Origin of the sequence: Streptomyces sp. NPDC004435 (assembly GCF_042873895.1) — a bacterium.
Taxonomy (GTDB): Bacteria; Actinomycetota; Actinomycetes; order Streptomycetales; family Streptomycetaceae; genus Streptomyces.
The window spans coordinates 24,653-43,562 of record NZ_JBIAMB010000007.1; the positions used below are offsets into that span (position 1 = coordinate 24,653).

Sequence of the window (18,910 nt, forward strand, 5' to 3'; positions counted from 1 at the left end):
GGACACGAGGGGGCAACGCGGCGATGGGTACGGCGACGCGTGCGCGCGACGGGCGGCGGACCAACGGCCGAGCGCCTCAATCTTCCCGACGGCAACGCAGCAACGAACGGGCCGGGACACCGGCTCCGGGCGGCTCGCGGGCCGTCCCCGCGACGACGACGCTCCGGCCGCTCTCGCGTACCGGCCGGATCGGTCCGGTGCAGCTCCGGCAGCTGGTGCTGGTGGAGTCGGCGCTGGCCCTGGTGGCCGTCGGCTTCGTGATGGGCGGCCTCTGGCTGGTCCCGACCTGCGTCGTCGCGGGCGTCCTGCTGCTCCTCGCGGTGATACGCCGCCGCGGCCAGGCCGTGCAGGACTGGATGGGCACCGCGCTCGCGCTGCGCTCGCGCCGGCGGGACACCGAGCCCTCCGGGCCCGACGCGGACCCCTCCCTCGCCCCGGTGACCGAGAGCGTGCGGGGCTTCGGCGCGCAGCCGTACGTCGACCGGAACCACCGCACCGTCGGCATGCTCGGGGACGGTTCCTTCCTGACCGCCGTGCTGCGCGTCGAGGCGAGCGGTTCGGCGCTGCGGCCGGTCTTCGGCGCCCGGGCCTTCCCGATGACCCTGCTGGGTGACGCGCTGGAGGTCGACGACATCGTGGTGGAGTCGGTGCAGCTGGTGCAGCAGGTGCGCCCGGCTCCGGCCCCGCACCTCCCCCAGCAGGCGGTGGCCCGGCTCTCGTACACGCCGCTCCAGGAGCGGACCGGGGCACCCGCCCTGCGGCTGACCTGGGTGGCGGTGAAGCTGGATCCCGAGCGCTGCCGGGAGGCGGTCGCGGCGCGCGGCGGCGGTCTGGAGGGCGCGCAGCGCTGCCTGGTGCGGATCGCGGACCATCTGGCGAGCCGGATCACCGGCGCCGGTTTCCAGGCGGTCGTCCTGGACCAGGAAGAAGTCAACTCGGCCATCGCGACGGCGGCCTGCACGAGCCCGCACGCGGCGGCGCGGGCGGGCCGGGCCGGTGCGGCGCCGCAGCGGCGGACGGCCGAGACCTCCCGCGTCTGGCGGTGCGACGACCGCTGGCACACCACGTACGCGATCGGGCGCTGGCCCGAGCTCGGCCGGGGCGCGGCGCCGCTGCCGCGGCTGGTCTCGCTGCTGACGTCGGTGCCCGCGTACGCGACGACGTTCAGCCTCACCGTCCGGCGCGGGACGCGTCAGGGCGCGATGGAGGTCGGCGGCCACCTCCGGGTCACCGGCGGCTCCGACAACGAACTGGTGCGGGTGCGCCGGACGCTGGAGCAGGCGGCGCGCACCGCGAAGGTGGGCCTGCTGCGCCTGGACCGCGAGCAGCTGCCGGGCGTACTGGCGACGATGCCTCTGGGAGGTGCCCGATGAGGGGACGCGGTGGAGCCGCGGTGAAGGGGCTGCGCGGTCTGATCGGCCCCCGGCACGCGGGGCACACCGTCCCGACGGCCGAACTCGGCACGCTCTCCCTGCCGGTGGGCGACGACGGGGTGGTCATCGGGGAGGACTCCGAGGGGCGTTCGCAGCTGGTGGGCTTCCACCGCTCGACGCCGTACGACGTCCTGCTGATCGGCGGTCTGTGGACGGCGCAGGTGCTGGCGCTGCGCGCCGCCGCCACCGGGTCCCGGGTCGTGGTGGAGACCGGCCGTCCGCACGCGTGGGTGGGTCTCGCGCAGGCGGCGGGCGCGGGCCTGGAGTGCATCACCCTCCACGAGGTGGGCCGGGTCCCGCCGCTGGGCGCGACCGTCGGCAGCCCGGCCGTGGTGGTGCGGGACTGCGGCATGCGGCCGCCGCGCGGGCGGGTCGTCTCCTCGCCGTGGCAGTCGGTGCTGACCCTGCTGCCGTACCTCAGTCCGGTCGCCCCGCGCCTGATGCGCGCGGCCACGCTCGTCGGCATCCAGCGGGTCTCGCCGCAGGAGGCCCAGCAGACCGGCCGGATCCTGGGCCTGTCCCAGACCGAGGTGGACGCGCTGCCGACCCTGGCGGACGGCGTGACGCTGTGGTGCGCGGGCGGCGACCGGCACTGGGTCATCACCCACGCCACGGACGCGGAGTCGGGCCTGCTCGGCACGGCCCGCCGGATGGACTGAGGGCTCGGGCGGCGCGGCCCGCCGGATGGACTGACGGCTTGGGCGGAGGAGGCCCGCCGGACCGGGCCGGGGGCTCGGGCGGGGGCGGCCGTCTCGTCCGAAGCGGCCCCCGCGCGGGGCCGGTTTCCCTAGTATTTCTCCTGGTGGTACGGGGCCGGCCAACTGCCCCGCGCCACGGGACACATGGTCCGCCGACAGGCCGTGAGCGAAAGGAACTCCCATGGGGAGCGCGCAGGAGAAGGACGAGTTGTACGCCCTCGACATCTCGGGCGTCGAGTGGATCGGCGCCCCCGGCACGAGCCCGGACGAGGAGCGGGTCGAGATCGCCCATCTGCCGGGCGGTGCCGTCGCCATGCGCTCCTCGCTGGACCACGGCACGGTGCTGCGGTACACGGAGGCGGAGTGGACGGCATTCGTCCTCGGCGCGCGGGACGGCGAGTTCGACCTGAACTGAGCCCGGACCGAGGCGGTGGCCCCGCCCGTCCGCGGCGGGGCCCGCCCCTTGACCGGCGGCCGCGCGCCCTCAGCGGGGCGCGTGGCCGCCGGTCCGTCGCGTCACCCGTTCGGGCCACGGTCGGAGCGGGCAGGACGAAGGGGAACCCATCGGGACGGAGGGGAACCCGGCCGCAGGCTGGGGGATCCGCACCGGCGGAGGCGGGCAAAGCGGCGGGGATTCCTCCGCGTTGCTCCTTCTTGTACGGTTTCGCCCCGCGCGCTTCCTCACGCTCCGCCGCTCCGGCGTCACCCGGGCCGCGCTGCCGGACCGAGGGAGGGACGCGGGGAGAGGACGGGCCTGCCGCGGTGGCGTTGCGGACGTTTAGGGTGGGTGGGGGCGCGGCGGAGGATCCCTCGGAGGGTCCGCCGGGCCCGAGGGGAGAGAGCCGGCCCGATCGGCCGTGAACGGTGGCCCCGACGCACGACGGCACAAGGGTGCTCGACCACACCAGGAGGCAAAGTGAACGGCGATCGCGACGACATCCGCGGGGGCTGGAACGTGCCCGCCGACGAGTCCGACGCGGATCCCGCCGAGATGACGGGTGAGTTCACCATCGACTACACCCCGCCGGCCTGGTACACGCAGAGCGCGCAGGGCGGTTCCGGGGGCACCGGTGCCACTCCCCCGCCGCCGACGGGTGCGCCGGTCCCGGTGCCCGGGGTGCCGCCGAGCGGCTTCCAGCAGCCCGGCTGGTCGCACACCCCGCCGCCCGCGCCGGGCCAGGTGCCCGGACAGGTTCCGGGCCAGGTCCCGGGCCAGCAAGCCCCCGCGCCCGGCCAGGTCCCGGGCCAGCAGGCCCCCGCGCCCGGCCAGGTCCCGGGCCAGCAGGCCCCCGCGCCCGGACCGTACGGCGGGTACGGCCCCGGCGCCGGCGCTCCCGGCACGCCCGTCGCGCCGCCCGCCTACCCGGCCCCCGCGCCCACTCCCGTACCGGCTCCCGCCCCGGCACCCGCCCCGGCACCCGCTCCCGCCCCCGCCGCGCCCTTCGGCGGCGGCGAGGTCGAGAGCGGCGCCACCATGCGCTTCAACCCCGCCCAGCTGCGCCCGGACGCGTCCGCGCATCCGGCCGCCGCGGCGGCGGACGGCCCCCTGCCGGGCTCCCCCGAGGCCGCGGGCCTGGCCCGCGCCGACGTCCCCACGGCCCCCGCCATGGACGAGCCGGGCACGGAGCCGGAGGCCGCCGAGGCGTCCGTCCCCGACCCCCGTACGGACTCCGCCGCGCCGGCCCCCGAGGCGGCCGAGGTGACGGAGCCGGCCGGCGGTACGACGACCGGGACCGACGCCGGCACGGCCGTCCCCAACGCCGGCACGGCCGACCCCGACCAGGCGACCGAGCCGGCCGAGGCGACCGGTGAAGCCGCCGCCGATGTCGACGACAGCGACGAGAACGACAGCCACGAGATCGCCGACGTCGAGCACCCGGACGCCGGGAACGAGGTCGAGGCCGAGGCCGGTACCGAGACCGAGGCCACCGCGGAGGACGAGGTCCCGGCGCCCCCCGCCGACGCCGTCCCCTCCGACGCCGTCCCCGCCGCGCTGCCCGCCGCCGCCCCGCTGCCCGCCGAGGGCGCCCCGGCGGACGCGAGCGCCGCGCCCGGCGCCCCGGCGGCCTTCTCCGGAGCGCCCGCCCCGGGCGGCGCGCTGCCGCCGCTGCCGCCGAACTTCCCGCCCGCCTCCCCCGACGCGCCGCAGACCCCCCAGGCCCCGCAGCCCGCGCCGCAGTGGCCCGGGCAGCCGGTGGCCGGCGCGCCCGGGGCCGTACCCCCGCAGGGCGGATACGGGTACCCGCAGGGCCCGGACACCCCCGGCCTGCCTCCGCAGGCACCCGCCCCCGCGCAGGCGCCCGGCGCGCCCGCCGGATACGGCTACCCGCAGCCGCCCGCGGCCGCCCAGGCCGGGTACGGCTACCCGCATCCGGGCCAACAGCAGCCGCAGGCCCCCCAGTCCCCGCAGCCCGCCGAGCAGGCGCCCGGCGGGCCCTCCGGGTACGGTCTCCCGCCGCAGGCACAGGGCGGGTACGGCTACCCGCAGGGCCCCAGCGCACCCGGCGAGGCGCCGCCGCAGGGTCCGGAGGGGTACGGGTACCCGCAGGGCGCCGTCGACCCGCGGACCGGGGCGGCCTGGCCGCAGTCGGTCACGCACGACCAGCGCGAGCGCTCGGTGCCGGGTGCCCCGCTCGGCTACACGGCGGCCGTCGAGCTCTCCTCCGACCGGCTGCTGCGCAACAACAAGCAGAAGGCGAAGTCCAGCCGGAACCCGGGCGCGGCCTCGCGGTTCAAGCTGGGCGGCAAGAAGGAGGAGCAGGAGCGGCAGCGCAAGCTGGAGCTGATCCGCACCCCCGTCCTCTCCTGCTACCGGATCGCGGTCATCTCCCTCAAGGGCGGTGTCGGCAAGACGACGACCACCACCGCGCTCGGCGCGACGCTGGCCACCGAGCGGCAGGACAAGATCCTGGCGATCGACGCCAACCCGGACGCCGGCACGCTCGGCCGCCGGGTGCGGCGCGAGACCGGGGCGACCATCCGCGACCTGGTGCAGGCGATCCCGTACCTCAACTCGTACATGGACATCCGCCGGTTCACCTCGCAGGCGCCGTCCGGCCTGGAGATCATCGCCAACGACGTGGACCCGGCCGTCTCGACGACCTTCAACGACGAGGACTACCGGCGCGCCATCGACGTGCTCGGCAAGCAGTACCCGGTCATCCTCACCGACTCCGGCACGGGTCTGCTGTACAGCGCCATGCGCGGGGTGCTCGACCTGGCCGACCAGCTGATCATCATCTCCACGCCCTCCGTGGACGGCGCCTCCAGCGCCTCGACGACGCTGGACTGGCTGTCGGCGCACGGCTACGCGGATCTGGTGCAGCGCTCGATCACGGTCATCTCGGGGGTTCGCGAGACCGGCAAGATGATCAAGGTCGAGGACATCGTGCAGCACTTCCGCACGCGGTGCCGCGGGGTGATCGTGGTGCCCTTCGACGAGCACCTGGCGGCCGGCGCCGAGGTCGACCTCGACATGATGCGGCCGAAGACCCGGGAGGCGTACTTCGACCTCTCGGCGATGGTGGCCGAGGACTTCGCGCGGGCGCAGCAGGCACAGGGCCTGTGGACCGGCGACGGCCAGGGCGGTCTGCCGCCGCACATGGCGCCGCCGATGCCCGGGCAGTACGCACCGGGTCAGCCGACGCCGGGTCAGTACGCGCCGGGACAGCCGATGCCGGGTCAGGCCGTCCCCGGGCAGCCGGGGCAGCCGTACCCGGGACAGCCGGCCCCGGGGCCGTACGACGCTCCGCCCGCGCAGGGTCAGCCGTCCCCCGGACAGCCGTACGGCGCCCCGCCCGCGCAGGGTCAGCCGTCCCCCGGGCAGCCCTACGGCGCTCCGCCCGCGCAGGGCGGCCCGTACCCCGGGCAGCCGATGCCCGGCCAGTACGCCCCCGGTCAGCCGGCGCCCGGACAGCCCTACCCGCCGCAGGGGCAGCCGCAGCCGTACCCCCCGTACCCGGGCCAGCCCTACCCCGCTGCGCCCGGGGAGCCGGCGCCCGGCCAGCCGTACCCCACCCAGCCCGGGGAGCCGATGCCGGGTCAAGCCGGGTATCCCGGACAGCCGTACGGGCAGCAGCCCTATCCGCCGGCGGCGCCTTCCGGCCGGCCGGGTGAGCCGGGGCAGCCCGCGCAGCCGTACGGGCAGCCGCCCGCGGCGGGGCAGCCGTTCGGTCAGCCGCTGCCTCCGCAGGCCCCGCCGCAGGCGCCCCCGCAGGCGCCGCCAGCCCCTCAGCAGTAGGGCGTCACAGGAGTAGACCAATGAGGCTCCGTACCGGTTCACCGGTACGGAGCCTCCTTGCATTCCCGCAGCCCACACGGGGTTTGAGTCATCGTTGACGACGGCAGACCACCGCTGATACATCTTCGCTTCACTTGACGTCAGCCCAAGATCCACGACTCCACGACAGATCCCCCGACGCGAGGTCACGTCCCATGGTCATGGTCACGAAGGTTCCCTCCAGCCCGCTCCCCCGCCGGAGCCGCCGGCCCCGGCGGACCGCCCGCCTGCTGCTCGCCGCCGGCCTCGCCACCGCCTCGCTCGCGGCCCTCCCCGCCACCACCGCCACCGCCACCGCCGGGGACGACAAGTCCGGTGGCACGACGCTCACGGTGGCCGTCTCGCAGAGCATCGACTCGCTGAGCCCGTTCCTGGCCCAGAAGCTCACCTCGACCAGCATCCACCGGCTGGCGTACGAGTACCTCACCAACTACGACGCGAAGGACGCCAGGACCGTCCCCGCCTTCGCGACGGAGTGGTCCTCCTCGGCGGACAAGCTGACGTGGACGTACAAGATCCGCGAGGGCTCCACCTGGTCCGACGGGAAGCCGGCCACGGCCGAGGACGCGGCCTGGACCTTCGGCAAGATGATGACCGACCCGAACGCGGCCACCGCCAACGGCAGCTTCACCGCCAACTTCGCCGAGGTCACGGCGCCCGACGCGAAGACGCTGGTCATCAGGCTCAAGAAGCCGCAGGCGACGATGACCGCGCTGGACGTGCCGATCGTGCCGAAGCACGTGTGGGAGAAGGTCGGCGACTTCTCGAAGTTCAACAACGACCAGCAGTTCCCGATCGTCGGAAACGGCCCCTTCGTCATCACCGACTTCAAGGTCGACCAGTACATCAAGCTGAAGCCGAACAAGACGTTCTGGCGGGGCGCCCCCAAGTTCGACGAGCTGGTGTTCAAGTACTACAAGGACGGGGACGCGGCCGTCGCCGCCCTCCAGAAGGGTGAGGTCTCCTTCGTCCCGAACCTGACGCCCGCCCAGGCGGCGGCGCTGAAGACCCAGAAGGACATCAGGGTCAACGACGCCCCCGGCCGCCGCTTCTACGCGCTCGCCACCAACCCGGGCGCCCGCGCGAAGGACGGGAAGACCTTCGGCAACGGCCACCCGGCCCTCCTCGACCCGGCCGTCCGCAAGGCGCTCTTCCTCTCCGTCGACCGGGCGACCCTCGTCGACAAGGTCTTCCAGGGCCACGCCGTCGAGGGCGAGGGGTACATCCCGCCCCGCTTCGGCTCGTACTTCTGGAAGCCGGAGGGCACGCAGAAGCGGTCCTACGACCCGGCCGCCGCCGCGAAGGCCCTCGACGACGCCGGGTACCGGAAGAACGGCGACGGGAAGCGGCTCGGCAAGGACGGCAGGCCGCTCGCCTTCCGGATCCTCTGCCACGCCACCGACCCCAACGACAAGGCGGTCGGCAAGTACCTCCAGGAGTGGTGGGGCGCGCTCGGCATCGGGCTGACCGTCGAATGTCTGGACAGCGTCTCCGACCCGTGGGTCAAGGGCGACTACGACCTCGCCTTCGACGGCTGGTCGGTCAACCCCGACCCGGACTACGTCCTGTCCATCCACACCTGCGGCACGCTCCCGGCCACCCCGAAGGACACCGGCGCCACCGACAACTTCATCTGCGACAAGGAGTTCGACACCCTCTACGCGCGGCAGGCGGTGGAGTACGACACCGCCAAGCGGGCGGACCTGGTCAAGCGGATGCAGTCCCGGCTGTACGACACGGGGTACATGAACATCATGGCCTACCCCAACGCCCTGGAGGCGTACCGCACCGACCAGATCGCCTCGATCACCACCATGCCCGAGGCCGCCGGAAACCTGTGGGGACAGGACGGCTACTGGAGCTGGTGGTCCGCCGTGCCCGCCGCCTCCGCCTCCGGATCCGGGGACGACTCCGGCTCCTCCTCGACCGGGATCGCGATCGGGATCGGGGCGGCCGTGATCGTCGTCGCCGGCGGACTCCTGCTCCTCCGGACGCGCCGGCGCGCCACCGCCGACGACCGCGAGTAGCGATGACGACGGCAAGCACCCCCGCCGGCGTGGCGCGGGCCGAGGAGGCCCGCGCCACGGACGGCGCGTCCCGCACCGGCGTCGCCTCCGGCTATCTCCGCCACGCGGCGGGGAAGCTGGGCGGCGCGCTCGTCTCCCTCTTCGCCGTGCTGGTCACCAGCTTCTTCCTGTTCCGGATCATCCCCGGCGACCCGGTGAAGGCGATGACCCACGGCGTCCCCACCTCCGCCGAACAACTCGCCACCCTGCGACGGCAGTTCGGACTCGACCTGCCGCTGTGGCAGCAGTTCGCCGACTACTGCTCCAAGGCGCTCGGCGGGGACCTCGGCACCTCCTTCCAGTTCCGCGCCCCGGTCGGCGAGCTGATCGCGGCGAAGCTGCCCGCGACGCTGCTGCTCACCGGGGTCGCCGTGGTGCTCTACTCGGCCCTCGGCCTCTGGCTCGGCACCCGCTCGGCGTGGCGGCACGGGCGCCTCGGCGACCGGGTGAACACCGGCGTCGCGCTGACCCTGTGGTCGGTGCCGTCCTTCTGGCTCGGGCTGCTGCTGATCATCGTCTTCTCCGTGGGCGTCGGCCCGATCCCGGGGCTCTTCCCGACCGGCGGCATGGAGTCGGGCACGGGCGAGACCGGCTTCGCGTACGTCCTCGACGTCGCCCACCACCTCGTCCTGCCGGTGGTGACGCTGGTCGCGGTCGGCTACGCCCAGACGCTCCTGGTGATGCGGTCCTCGCTCCTCGACGAGATGGGCGGCGACTACCTGACCACCGCCCGGGCCAAGGGGCTCAAGGACGACGAGGTGCGGCGCCGGCACGCGGTGCCGAACGCGCTGCTGCCGACGGTGACCATGGTCTTCATCAACCTGGGCCATGTGGCGGCCGGTTCGATCCTGGTGGAGACGGTCTTCTCCTGGCCGGGCCTCGGCGGCCTCTTCTACCAGGCGCTCAGCGTGCCCGACCTCCCGCTCGTCCAGGGCCTGTTCGTGGTCTTCGCCGGAGCGATGATCCTGATGAACCTCCTCGCCGACCTGCTCTATCCGCTGCTCGACCCCCGGGTGGGCCGATGACCTCTCTCGCATGGGAGCGCCGCAGGGGCTCCGCGGCGCGCTTCTGGAAGGCGTACCGGACGCACCGGGCGGGCCTGTACGGCCTCGCGGGCCTGGCCCTGATCGCGCTGCTCGCGCTCACCGCGCCGCTGCTCGTCGGCGCCGACGTGCAGTCGGTGACCAACGCGCCCGGTACGGCCCTGGAGTCGCCGAGCGCGGAGTTCCCGCTCGGGACCGACCAGTTCGGGCGCTCGCTGCTCGGGCTGCTGATCTGGGGCGCCCGGATCTCGCTCCTCGTGGGGCTGCTCGCGGCGACGCTGTCGGTCGCGATCGGCACCCTGGTCGGGATCCTCGCCGGACACTACGGCGGCTGGCTCTCCACCGTCGTCATGCGGATCACCGACTGGTTCCTGGTGATGCCGGCGCTGGTCCTGGCGATCGTGCTGGCGACCGTGCTGTCCCGGTCGATGTGGACGGTGGTGCTCGCCATCGGCGTCACCTCATGGCCGACGACCGCGCGGCTCGTACGGGCGCAGACGATCGCCGTCGAGTCCCGTCCGTACATCGAGCGGGCCACCGCGCTGGGCGGCGGCCACCGACACGTCATGGCCCGGCACGTGCTGCCGAACGTGATGCCGCTGGTCCTCGCGCAGACCACGCTCGGCATCTCCACGGCGATCCTCACCGAGGCCACCCTCGCCTTCCTGGGGCTCGGCGACCCGACCGTGGTGTCGTGGGGCGGGATGCTCCAGGACGCCCGCGAGGCCGGCGCGGTCTCCTCCGGGCACTGGTGGTACCTGGCGCCGCCCGGCATCGCGATCGCGCTGGTCGCGCTCGCCTTCACGCTTTGCGGCCGGGCCGTCGAGTCCGTGCTCAACCCGAGGCTGGGGGTGGGGCGTTGAGCCTCCTGGAGATCAAGGACCTGCGGGTCACGTACGGCTCAGGGGCCGGCGCCGTGCCCGCCGTGCGCGGGGTGGACCTCGCCCTGGAGGCCGGGTCCAAGCTGGGCGTGGCCGGCGAGTCCGGCTGCGGGAAGTCGACGCTGGCGCTCGCCCTGCTGCGGCTGCTGCCCGCGAGCGCCCGCATGGAGGGCGAGATCCTGCTGGACGGGGAGGACGTCCTCGCCATGAAGTGGGGGCGGCTGCGGGCGGTCCGCTGGGCGGGCGCCTCGATCGTCTTCCAGGGCGCCATGCACTCGCTGAACGCGGTGCGCCGGATCGGCGATCAGATCGCCGAACCGCTCCTGGTGCACCGGCGGGCCACCCCCGCGGAGGCCCGCAAGCGCGTCGCCGGCCTCCTCGACCAGGTCGGGCTGCCCGCCTCCCGGGCCGCCGGCTATCCGCACGAGCTCTCCGGCGGGCAGCGGCAGCGCGTGATGATCGCCATGGCGCTCGCCTGCGAACCCCGCCTGATCGTCGCCGACGAGCCGACCACCGCGCTCGACGTGATGATCCAGGCGCAGATCCTGCGGCTGATCGAGCGGCTGGTCGCCGAGGAGTCCATCGGACTGATGATGATCAGCCACGACCTGGCGGTGCTCGCCGACACCTGCGACCGGCTCGCCGTCATGTACGCGGGCCGGATCGTCGAGGAGGGCCCGGCCCGCGAGGTGTACGGGTCGGCCGCCCACCCCTACGGGAGGGCGCTGTCCTCGGCGTTCCCCCGGATCGGGGACCCGGCCTCGCGGCGGGCGCCGCGCGGCCTCCCGGGCGACCCGCCGGACCCGGCGGAGCTGCCGGCCGGCTGCGCCTTCCACCCGCGCTGCCCGGTGGCGGTCGCGGAGTGCGCCGAGGACGACCAGCGACTGCGGGCGGCGGGCGACGGGCGGCGGGCCGCCTGCGTCCATGTGGGGAGTGATCGCGGATGACCTTGCTCACGGCCAGCGGGGTGCACGTCACCTTCCCGGGCCGGCGGGGCGCACCGCCGGCCCGGGCGGTCGACGGGGTGGACCTGGAGATCGGCGCGGGCGAGATCGTGGCCCTGGTCGGCGAGTCCGGCTGCGGCAAGACGACCCTGGCCCGGACGCTCCTCGGCCTGGTCAGGCCCGGGGCCGGCACGGTCTCCTTCGCCGGCGAGCCCCTCGCGTACACCTCCCGGGCGCTCAAGGCGTACCGCCGGCGCGCCCAGCTCGTCCTCCAGGACCCCAGCGGCTCCCTCAACCCCCGCCACACGGTGTACGAGGCGGTCGCCGAGGGGCTGCGGATCCACGGCTGTACGGGGGACGAGCGCGCGGCGGTCGCGGAGGCGCTCTCCCGGGCCGGGCTGCGGCCGCCCGAGCGTTTCTTCCTGCGCTACCCGCACGAGCTGTCCGGCGGGCAGCGACAGCGGGTGGTGATCGCGGGAGCGCTCGTCCTGGAGCCCGAACTGATCGTCGCGGACGAGCCGGTGGCCTCCCTGGACGCGTCGGTGCGCGGCGAGATCCTGGCGCTGCTGCTCCGGCTCCGCGACGAACTCGGTCTGTCCGCGCTGGTGGTGACGCACGACCTGGGGCTCGCCTGGAACATCGCGGACCGGGTCGCCGTGATGTATCTGGGACGGGTGGTGGAGACGGGCCCGGTCGAGTCGGTGCTGACGGCGCCCCGCCATCCGTACACCCGCGCGCTGCTGTCGGTGCTGCCGGAGTCGGCGACGCCGCCGGTGGTCCTGACCGGCGAGCCGCCGGACCCGGCCCGGATCCCCGCCGGGTGCCGCTTCCACGCCCGCTGTCATGTGCTGGCCTCCGGCGAGGCGGCTCCCTTCGCCGACCGCTGCCGCACGGAGGCCCTGCCGGTGCTCCGCGCGGGTGGCGGGGAGCGGGGGGTGGCCTGCCACTGGGCGGTGGCGCGGGAGGAGTGAGGAACCCGCCGGGAGGGGTCACGCCCTCCCGGCGTCGTACGCGGCCGTCAGGGCCCGGCACTGCTCGACGTCGCCGGCCATGGCCACCAGCAGGTCGTCGAGGGTGTCGAACTTGAGCATGCCGCGCACGTAGGCGAGGAAGTCGACGGTGACGTGGAGTCCGTACAGGTCGAGGCCCTCGCGGTCGATCGCGTACGCCTCCACCGTCCGCTCGGTGCCGTCGAACTGCGGGTTGGTGCCGACGGAGATCGCCGCCGGCATCCGCTCGCCGTCGGCGGTCAGCCAGCCGGCGTAGACGCCGTCGGCGGGGATCGCGGTGTGCGGCAGGGTCTCCACGTTGGCTGTGGGGAAGCCCAGCTCGCGGCCGCGCTGCGCGCCGCGCACCACGATGCCCTCGACGCGGTGCGGCCGGCCGAGGATCTCGGCGGCGCCCGTCATGTCGCCCTCGGCGACCAGCCGTCGGGTGAGGGTGGAGGAGAAGGGCTGCCCGCCGCCGGCGGTGCCGCTCACGTACAGGTCGATCACCTCGACCTCGTAGTCGTAGGTGGCGCCCAGCTCGGTGAGGAAGTCGACGTTCCCCGCGGCCCGGTGGCCGAAGCGGAAGTTGGGGCCCTCGATGACGGCCCGGGCGTGCAGCTTGTCGACGAGCACCTTGACGATGAAGTCGGCCGGCGACAGCTGCGAGAACTCGGCGGTGAACGGCAGCACGAGCACCGCGTCCACGCCCAGTTCGGCCATCAGCTCGGCGCGCCGGTGGTGCGGGGCGAGCAGCGGCGGGTGGCTGCCGGGGCGCACCACCTCGGAGGGGTGCGGGTCGAAGGTCACCACGACGGTGGGGACCCCGAGCTCGCGGGCGCGCTCGACGGCCCGCCCGATGATGAGCTGGTGTCCGCGGTGCACACCGTCGTAGGAGCCGATGGTGACGACGCTGCGCCCCCAGTCCTGGGGGATGTCCTCCAAGCCACGCCAGCGCTGCACTGTGACCGCTCCTCGTCCGCCTGTTCGCCCTGTGCGCCCATTACGCAGGTCTAAGACTGCCATGCCCGCGCCCGACGGTTGGCATCGGCATGGAGAGTGCCCGATGTTCGCCGCGCGGGCGGGGTCTGTGCGAGCAGCGCGGCGAAGGCGGGATGGTCGGCGGCGAGCGCGGCGAGCAGCCGGTCGCGGTGGGCGGCGCCGGCCGGGTCGCGGGCGTAGAGGGCGGTGGTACGGGCGAGCAGGGCGCGGTTGCGTGGCGGCGGGCGGCGGGCGGCGCCCTCGGCGGCGGCGGTGAGCAGCGCGTCCGGCACGGTCCGCTCCCCCGGCTCGGCCGCGTAGGTCTCGTGGTCGAGGAGGACGTCGAGGAGTTCGGCGCGCAGATGGCGGGAGGCGCCGGTGCCGGGGGCGGCGAGGACGGGGGCGAGGGCGCGCCGGACGGCGGCGGGCCGGCCGTGGATCAGGCCGACGACGAGCGGGAAGAGCACCGCGCGTGCGGTCGGTCCCTCCTCGAACCGGAGGTCCACGTAGGCGGCGGCGTGCCGGGCGCCGCCGGGGTGGCGGGTGACGTACTCGCGGACGAGGACGGCGATCCGGCGGGTGAGGGCGGGCGTGTCGACGGCGGCGAGGGCGCGCAGCACGGGGCCTGCGTCCTGGCCGTCGCCGAGCCGGTCGCGCAGCGCGTCGAGGACGGCGTCGGGGTGGTCGGGCAGCGCGGTGACGAGCGCGTCGGCGGGCACCCGGGGGTCGGCGAGGGCGCGGGCCAGGTACGGGTCCCGGGTGTGCGGATCGCGGACGAGGATGCCCAGCGCGGCAGCGTGCAGCGGCTGGTCCCCCGTCCTGGCGAGCAGCGCGCAGGCCGCGTACCGCAGCGGCTCGCGGTCCTCGCGGTCCTGGCCGCGCGCGGCCAGGAGGCTGCCGTACGCGGCGGCGGCCAGCCGTCTCTCCGGCCTGAGGTCGTCGTGCGCCCACCGGTCGACGGCGCGGCACAGCGCGGACGGCTCGTCGTCGACGAGCGCGCCGAGCAGCCCCTCGGCGAGCGGGTGCGCGGTGCCGGCCAGCGCCTCGCACAGGTCGTCCACGGCGCCCGCCCGGTGGGTGTGGAGCAGCTCCTGGGCGAGCGTGGCGACGGTGGTGTACGGGCGTGCGGAGAGCGCGCGTCCGTCGGTGAACCACCGGCAGAGCAGGGGCTGGACGGCGCGGGGTTCGGCGGTGAGCAGCTCGCCGACGGCGGCCGGGTATCCGGGGTCGCCGGTGACCAGGCGCCGCAGCAGGTCGAGCCGTTCGTCCTCTCCGACGGCCGCGTCCCGCCACCAGTCCGGTCCGAAGGCGGCGGCGAGGCGGCCCGCCGGGTCCTGGCCGGCCCCGATCCGGTCGGCGAGCCGGCGCAGCACGGGGAGGTAGGGGCGGGGGTCGCCGGTCCCGGCCAGTGCGCGGGTGAGCAGGGTGGTCGCCCACCAGACGGCGTCGTCGGGCGTGCCGGGCCCGGCGTCGGCCAGGAAGTCGACGAGCCCGGTCAGCCGGGTGGCGAGGGCGGCGGGGCCGCCCTCTCTCGGGGCGAGCAGCAGCGCCTGCGCCACGGTCCCGACCCGGTGCCGGGGCACGGCGAGCGGCGTACCTCCCGGCTCGGCCGCGCCTTCCCCGCCGCTGCTGTCCCCGGCATCAGTCGCCCCCCGCCGCCGACGCCCCCGGGGCCCGCCGGTCCGAGGCTCCCGCGCGGCGGAGCCGGTCTCGAAGGTCTCCGCCGCGTCAGGGCCCGGAGCGCGGCCGCGCCTGCCCCGGCCGCGCGGGCGGGGAGAGGCGTCCGGCTGCGCCCCGTCCCCGTCCGGCCCCTGGCCGGCGGCCGGATCCGGGGCGTCGACGCGGGCGGGGGCCGGGGCGGGACCGGTGTCCGCCTCGGTCGGGGCGAGGGGCCGGTGGGCGTGGACGAGGGTGTGGAGGGCGGTGTCGAGGTCGAGGTGGGCGGCCTGGAGCCAGTCGGAGAGCTCCTCGTGGGCGAAGCGGTAGCCGGAGCCCGCGGGGGCGAGGAGGCCCTCGGTGAGGACGGCGGGGGCCCAGCCGTCGCGCCACGGGAAGAGCTCCTCGAAGGAGGCGCGGTCGAGGAGGCCGTGGCCGGGGCCGAGGCAGCGCCGGGCGGCCTCGTGGACCTGGCCGGTGACGCGGGCGGCGAGCCGGCGGACGGCGGGTCCGGCGGGCAGCGGGCGGGTGCCCGCGGCGATCCGGACCGCGATCCGCAGGCACATCAGGTCCAGGTGGGCGGTGAAGATCTCGGCCCGCCCGGGGCGCCCGGGCACCTCGCCGGGGAGCGCGGCCCGCACCTCGGCGAGCAGCCGCAGGGCGAGCGGATGCCGGGCGTCGGCCTCGGCGAGGTCCTCCGCGCGGAGCCCGTACCCCTGGCGCACGGCTCCGGCCTCGGTCTCGGTGAGGTCGCCGAGCGGCAGGACGGCGGGCGCGGCGCTCCAGAGGGCGGCCGCCTCGTCGGCGTACTCGGGGCGGCAGGCGAGGACGAGGCGGGCGCCGTGGGCGCGCAGCCACCGCTCGGTGGCCGTGGTCCAGTCGGCGAGCCGCAGACCGAGGCGCGGGGGCATCTCCTCGGGCCCGTCGAGGACGACGAGGAGCGGCCGTCCGGCCTCCCCGGCGAGCGCCGCGGCCCGTTCCGCCGTGACGGTGTCGCCGGTGTCCCCGGAGGCGGCGGCGATCCGCGCCGCCCGGTGCAGGACCCGCCCGACCGCGTCCGCGACCGACGCGTCCTCCTCCCGCAGGTCGGCGCCCCGGAGCCGGACGGTCGGCTTGGCCCCGCGCGCCCGGTCCTCGCAGACCGTGCCGAGCAGGGTCGTCCGCCCGCTGCCGGGCTCGCCGACGACGGCGAGGACGGGGCCTGTGGGCACCGGACCGGCCGCGAAGCCGGTGAGGACCGCGAGGGCGGCGGGGCGGGCGACCGGGGCGGGCCAGGGGGACGGGTCGCGGTCCGGGAGCGCGGTGGGGACGGTGAGTTCGAGGACGGCGGCGAGGTTGAGGTCGGGGCCGTAGGCGGGGACGGTGGCCGCGTTGCGGCGGAGCAGGTCGCCGAGGGGGCCGTCCGGGCGGAGGGGCACCGCGTGTCCGGCGGCGCGCGGGTCGCCCTGGAGGGCGGTGCCGACGACGCCGAGGACGGTGCCGGTGACGCTGTCGAGGACGGGGCCGCCCGCGGCCGGGCCGCCGAGCCGCAGGGCCTCGGCGCCCTCGGTTCCGATGGCGAGTTCGAGGGCGTCGGCGAGGACGTGGAAGCGGTCGGTGGCGGTGTAGGTGACGGCGGCGGGGCCGAGGACGCGGGCCTCGCGCCAGCCGTGCGCGGCGAGCCGGACGTAGGTGCCGGGTTCGACGGCCGGGCGGGTGGCGAGCGGCAGCGGGCGCACGCCGAGGCCCTCGGTGCGGATCAGGGCGAGCCCCTGCTCGGGGAGGGGGGTGACGGCGTCGGCCTCGGCGAGCCAGGTGCGCTCGCCGGGCGCGTGCAGCACGACGCGGCTGAGTCCGTCGACGGCCTCGTGGCTGGTGACGAGGGTGCCCTCGTGGTCGGCGAGGAATCCGGTGCCGCGCGGCCGGCCCGCCAGATCGCAGATCCGCACCAGCCCCACCGGCGGCTCCGCCAGGTCCCCGCGTCCCATGGTGGGGAGGTTAGGCCGAGGTGGGCGCGGGTCGGTGCCGTTCGCCGAACGCGCCCCCTCGCACTCCCCGGGTTCGCTTCGAGCGCTTCCCCGATGGGGTGAAGAAACGCGGAAGGGCGGGCGCGCCGCGCGCACCCGCCCTCCTGTTCCCGCCGATCAGCCGAAGCCGCATCGGCCGAGGCCGTCTCGACCGAAGCCGCATCGACCGGAGCCGTCTCGGCCCGGCGTACTTCTCAGCCGAAGACCGCCAGGCTCTTCGCCTTGCCCCGCTGGTCCTCGACCAGTGCGAGCAGCTGCCCGCCGGGCCCGAAGACCGCGACCGCGCCCTTGGGGTACTCCGGCATCTCCAGCCGGACCCCGTTGAGCAGCAGCCGGGCCCGCTTCTCGTCGACGTCCCAGCGCGGGAACGCCGCCGTCGCCGCGTCCGCGACCGGCATCACGGTCAGCTCCTCCTGGAGCTGGTCGAGCGTGCGGGCGCTGTCCAGCTTGTACGGGCCCACCCGGGTGCGCCGCAGCGCGGTGAGGTGGCCGCCGACGCCGAGCCCGGCGCCGAGGTCCCGGGCCAGCGCCCGGATGTACGTACCGGAGGAGCAGACCACCGAGACGACCAGGTCGACGACGGGCGTGCCGTCCTCGGCCGTCGCCTCGCGCACGTCGTACACCCGGAAGGAGGAGACGGTCACCGGTCGGGCCGGGATCTCGAACTCCTCGCCGCCGCGCACGCGCGCGTAGGACCGCTTTCCGTCGATCTTGATGGCGGAGACCTTCGACGGGACCTGCATGATGGCGCCGGTCAGTTCCGCGACCCCGGCGTCGATCTGCTCGCGGGTGACCTTCGACGCGTCGACCGACGCCGTGATCTCGCCCTCGGCGTCGTCCGTGATCGTGGTCTGGCCCAGGCGGATGGTGCCCAGGTACTCCTTCTCGGTCAGCGCGAGGTGACCGAGGAGCTTGGTGGCCCGCTCCACGCCGAGGACGAGGACGCCCGTGGCCATGGGGTCGAGCGTGCCGGCGTGGCCGACGCGGCGGGTCCTGGCGATCCCGCGCATCTTGGCCACGACGTCGTGCGAGGTGAAGCCCGACGGCTTGTCCACGATGACAAGGCCGTCGGGCGTCTGCGTCTTGTCGCTCATTCGGCGGTGTCGTCCTCGCCCGGCTTCTTGTACGGGTCGGCTTCGCCCGCGAAGTCGGCGCCCGAGGACGCCTCCCGCACCTGGGCGTCGGAGGCACGCGCCTTGTCGAGGAGGTCCTCGATGGTCCGCGCGTTCTCCGGGAGGGCGTCGGCCACGAAGGCCAGGGTGGGGGTGAACTTGGTCCCCGCCGCCCGACCGACGGCCGAGCGGAGAATGCCCTTGGCGCTCTCCAGGCCCGCCGCGGCGCTCGCCCGGTCCTCGTCGTCGCCGTAGACCGTGTAGAAGACCGTGGCCTCCCGCAGGTCACCGGTGACGCGGGTGTCCGTGATGGTCACGTGCGTACCCAGGCGCGGGTCCTTGATGCCGCGCTGCAGCTTCTCGGCGACCACCTCCCGGATGAGGTCCGCCAGCTTCTTCGCCCGCGCGTTGTCGGCCACTGGTCCGTCTCCTTCTTTGCCTTGCTCATTCAGTCTTCATCAGTGTGGAGCCTTCGGCGCACCGAGAGCAGCTCCACCTCCGGCCGCGCGGCGACCAGGCGCTCGCAGCGGTCCAGGACGCCGTTCAGGTGCCCCAGGTCGCCCGAGACCATGGCGACGCCGATCTCGGCCCGCCGGTGGAGGTTCTGGCCGCTCACCTCCGCCACGCTCACCGAGAACTTCCGCTGGAGCTCGGCGACGATCGGCTTCACGAGGGAGCGTTTCTCCTTGAGCGAATGGACGTCGCCGAGGAGCAGGTCGAAGGACAGAGTCCCCACATACATGTATGTCCGGATGTCCCGCCGGTTCGGGTTCAGTGGCCCCGCCCACCACTGGGCGGGGACACCGGAACCGTACACGGAACGGC

The 18,910-nt window shown here is 75.3% G+C and carries 14 protein-coding genes; 9 read left to right on the forward strand and 5 right to left on the reverse strand.

The features are described from left to right. The first annotated feature begins 23 nt into the window (after nt 1–23). The 9 genes from eccE (at nt 24) to ACFYT9_RS14165 (ending at nt 12,315) form a co-directional block, all read left to right on the forward strand. Complete coding sequence (gene eccE / locus ACFYT9_RS14125) at nt 24–1,373, forward strand: type VII secretion protein EccE (RefSeq protein WP_389163405.1); 1,350 nt, start codon at nt 24–26, stop codon at nt 1,371–1,373. Further along, on the forward strand, nt 1,370–2,092 hold the full coding sequence (locus ACFYT9_RS14130) for a hypothetical protein (protein ID WP_376602107.1): 723 nt from the start codon (nt 1,370–1,372) through the stop codon (nt 2,090–2,092). The genes eccE and ACFYT9_RS14130 overlap by 4 nt, the downstream gene beginning before the upstream one ends. Before the next feature lie 220 nt (nt 2,093–2,312). Next, nucleotides 2,313–2,546 carry a DUF397 domain-containing protein gene (locus ACFYT9_RS14135; RefSeq protein WP_376602106.1) on the forward strand — a complete coding sequence of 78 codons (234 nt, stop codon included), beginning with the start codon at nt 2,313–2,315 and terminating at the stop codon, nt 2,544–2,546. Between the two features lie 501 nt (nt 2,547–3,047). Further along, a complete protein-coding gene (locus tag ACFYT9_RS14140) occupies nt 3,048–6,371 on the forward strand; it encodes an SCO5717 family growth-regulating ATPase (RefSeq protein ID WP_389163408.1) in 3,324 nt (1,107 codons plus the stop codon). Between the two features lie 200 nt (nt 6,372–6,571). Beyond that, on the forward strand, nt 6,572–8,437 hold the full coding sequence (locus ACFYT9_RS14145) for an ABC transporter substrate-binding protein (protein WP_389163855.1): 1,866 nt from the start codon (nt 6,572–6,574) through the stop codon (nt 8,435–8,437). A gap of 2 nt (nt 8,438–8,439) precedes the next feature. Then, nucleotides 8,440–9,501 carry an ABC transporter permease gene (locus ACFYT9_RS14150; RefSeq protein ID WP_389163411.1) on the forward strand — a complete coding sequence of 354 codons (1,062 nt, stop codon included), beginning with the start codon at nt 8,440–8,442 and terminating at the stop codon, nt 9,499–9,501. Continuing rightward, the gene (locus ACFYT9_RS14155; protein ID WP_376603560.1) at nt 9,498–10,382 is read left to right on the forward strand and encodes an ABC transporter permease; all 885 of its coding nucleotides are present in this window, start codon (nt 9,498–9,500) and stop codon (nt 10,380–10,382) included. The genes ACFYT9_RS14150 and ACFYT9_RS14155 overlap by 4 nt, the downstream gene beginning before the upstream one ends. Further along, the gene (locus ACFYT9_RS14160; RefSeq protein ID WP_387278806.1) at nt 10,379–11,347 is read left to right on the forward strand and encodes an ABC transporter ATP-binding protein; all 969 of its coding nucleotides are present in this window, start codon (nt 10,379–10,381) and stop codon (nt 11,345–11,347) included. Before ACFYT9_RS14155 ends, ACFYT9_RS14160 begins: the two co-directional genes overlap by 4 nt. Next, complete coding sequence (locus ACFYT9_RS14165) at nt 11,344–12,315, forward strand: ABC transporter ATP-binding protein (RefSeq protein ID WP_387278809.1); 972 nt, start codon at nt 11,344–11,346, stop codon at nt 12,313–12,315. Before ACFYT9_RS14160 ends, ACFYT9_RS14165 begins: the two co-directional genes overlap by 4 nt. A gap of 18 nt (nt 12,316–12,333) precedes the next feature. Here ACFYT9_RS14165 and ACFYT9_RS14170 read toward each other — a convergent pair whose 3' ends face one another. The 5 genes from ACFYT9_RS14170 to ACFYT9_RS14190 all read right to left on the reverse strand — a co-directional run bounded on the left by ACFYT9_RS14170 (nt 12,334) and on the right by ACFYT9_RS14190 (nt 18,827). Further along, a complete protein-coding gene (locus tag ACFYT9_RS14170; protein ID WP_376603566.1) occupies nt 12,334–13,293 on the reverse strand; it encodes a bifunctional riboflavin kinase/FAD synthetase in 960 nt (319 codons plus the stop codon). Between the two features lie 50 nt (nt 13,294–13,343). Beyond that, nucleotides 13,344–16,934, reverse strand: coding sequence for a trypsin-like peptidase domain-containing protein (locus tag ACFYT9_RS14175; protein WP_389163415.1), 3,591 nt, complete (start codon nt 16,932–16,934; stop codon nt 13,344–13,346). 233 nt (nt 16,935–17,167) lie between these two features. Then, on the reverse strand, nt 17,168–18,067 hold the full coding sequence (truB, locus tag ACFYT9_RS14180) for a tRNA pseudouridine(55) synthase TruB (RefSeq protein WP_387278813.1): 900 nt from the start codon (nt 18,065–18,067) through the stop codon (nt 17,168–17,170). After that, the gene (gene rbfA, locus ACFYT9_RS14185; RefSeq protein WP_376603740.1) at nt 18,064–18,504 is read right to left on the reverse strand and encodes a 30S ribosome-binding factor RbfA; all 441 of its coding nucleotides are present in this window, start codon (nt 18,502–18,504) and stop codon (nt 18,064–18,066) included. Before rbfA ends, truB begins: the two co-directional genes overlap by 4 nt. A gap of 29 nt (nt 18,505–18,533) precedes the next feature. Next, nucleotides 18,534–18,827 (reverse strand): DUF503 domain-containing protein, encoded by a 294-nt coding sequence (locus ACFYT9_RS14190; RefSeq protein ID WP_031008504.1) that lies wholly within the window; start codon nt 18,825–18,827, stop codon nt 18,534–18,536. Between the last annotated feature and the right edge of the window lie 83 nt (nt 18,828–18,910).

Excerpts from the sequence above, each read along its gene's own strand:
- eccE (WP_389163405.1), top strand. The coding sequence starts at position 24 with ATGGGTACGGCGACGCGTGCGCGCGACGGGCGGCGGACCAACGGCCGA.
- ACFYT9_RS14150 (WP_389163411.1), top strand. The coding sequence starts at position 8,440 with ATGACGACGGCAAGCACCCCCGCCGGCGTGGCGCGGGCCGAGGAGGCC.
- ACFYT9_RS14135 (WP_376602106.1), top strand. The coding sequence starts at position 2,313 with ATGGGGAGCGCGCAGGAGAAGGACGAGTTGTACGCCCTCGACATCTCG.
- ACFYT9_RS14190 (WP_031008504.1), bottom strand. The coding sequence starts at position 18,827 with ATGTATGTGGGGACTCTGTCCTTCGACCTGCTCCTCGGCGACGTCCAT.
- ACFYT9_RS14130 (WP_376602107.1), top strand. The coding sequence starts at position 1,370 with ATGAGGGGACGCGGTGGAGCCGCGGTGAAGGGGCTGCGCGGTCTGATC.
- ACFYT9_RS14165 (WP_387278809.1), top strand. The coding sequence starts at position 11,344 with ATGACCTTGCTCACGGCCAGCGGGGTGCACGTCACCTTCCCGGGCCGG.
- ACFYT9_RS14145 (WP_389163855.1), top strand. The coding sequence starts at position 6,572 with ATGGTCACGAAGGTTCCCTCCAGCCCGCTCCCCCGCCGGAGCCGCCGG.
- ACFYT9_RS14175 (WP_389163415.1), bottom strand. The coding sequence starts at position 16,934 with ATGGGACGCGGGGACCTGGCGGAGCCGCCGGTGGGGCTGGTGCGGATC.
- ACFYT9_RS14155 (WP_376603560.1), top strand. The coding sequence starts at position 9,498 with ATGACCTCTCTCGCATGGGAGCGCCGCAGGGGCTCCGCGGCGCGCTTC.
- truB (WP_387278813.1), bottom strand. The coding sequence starts at position 18,067 with ATGAGCGACAAGACGCAGACGCCCGACGGCCTTGTCATCGTGGACAAG.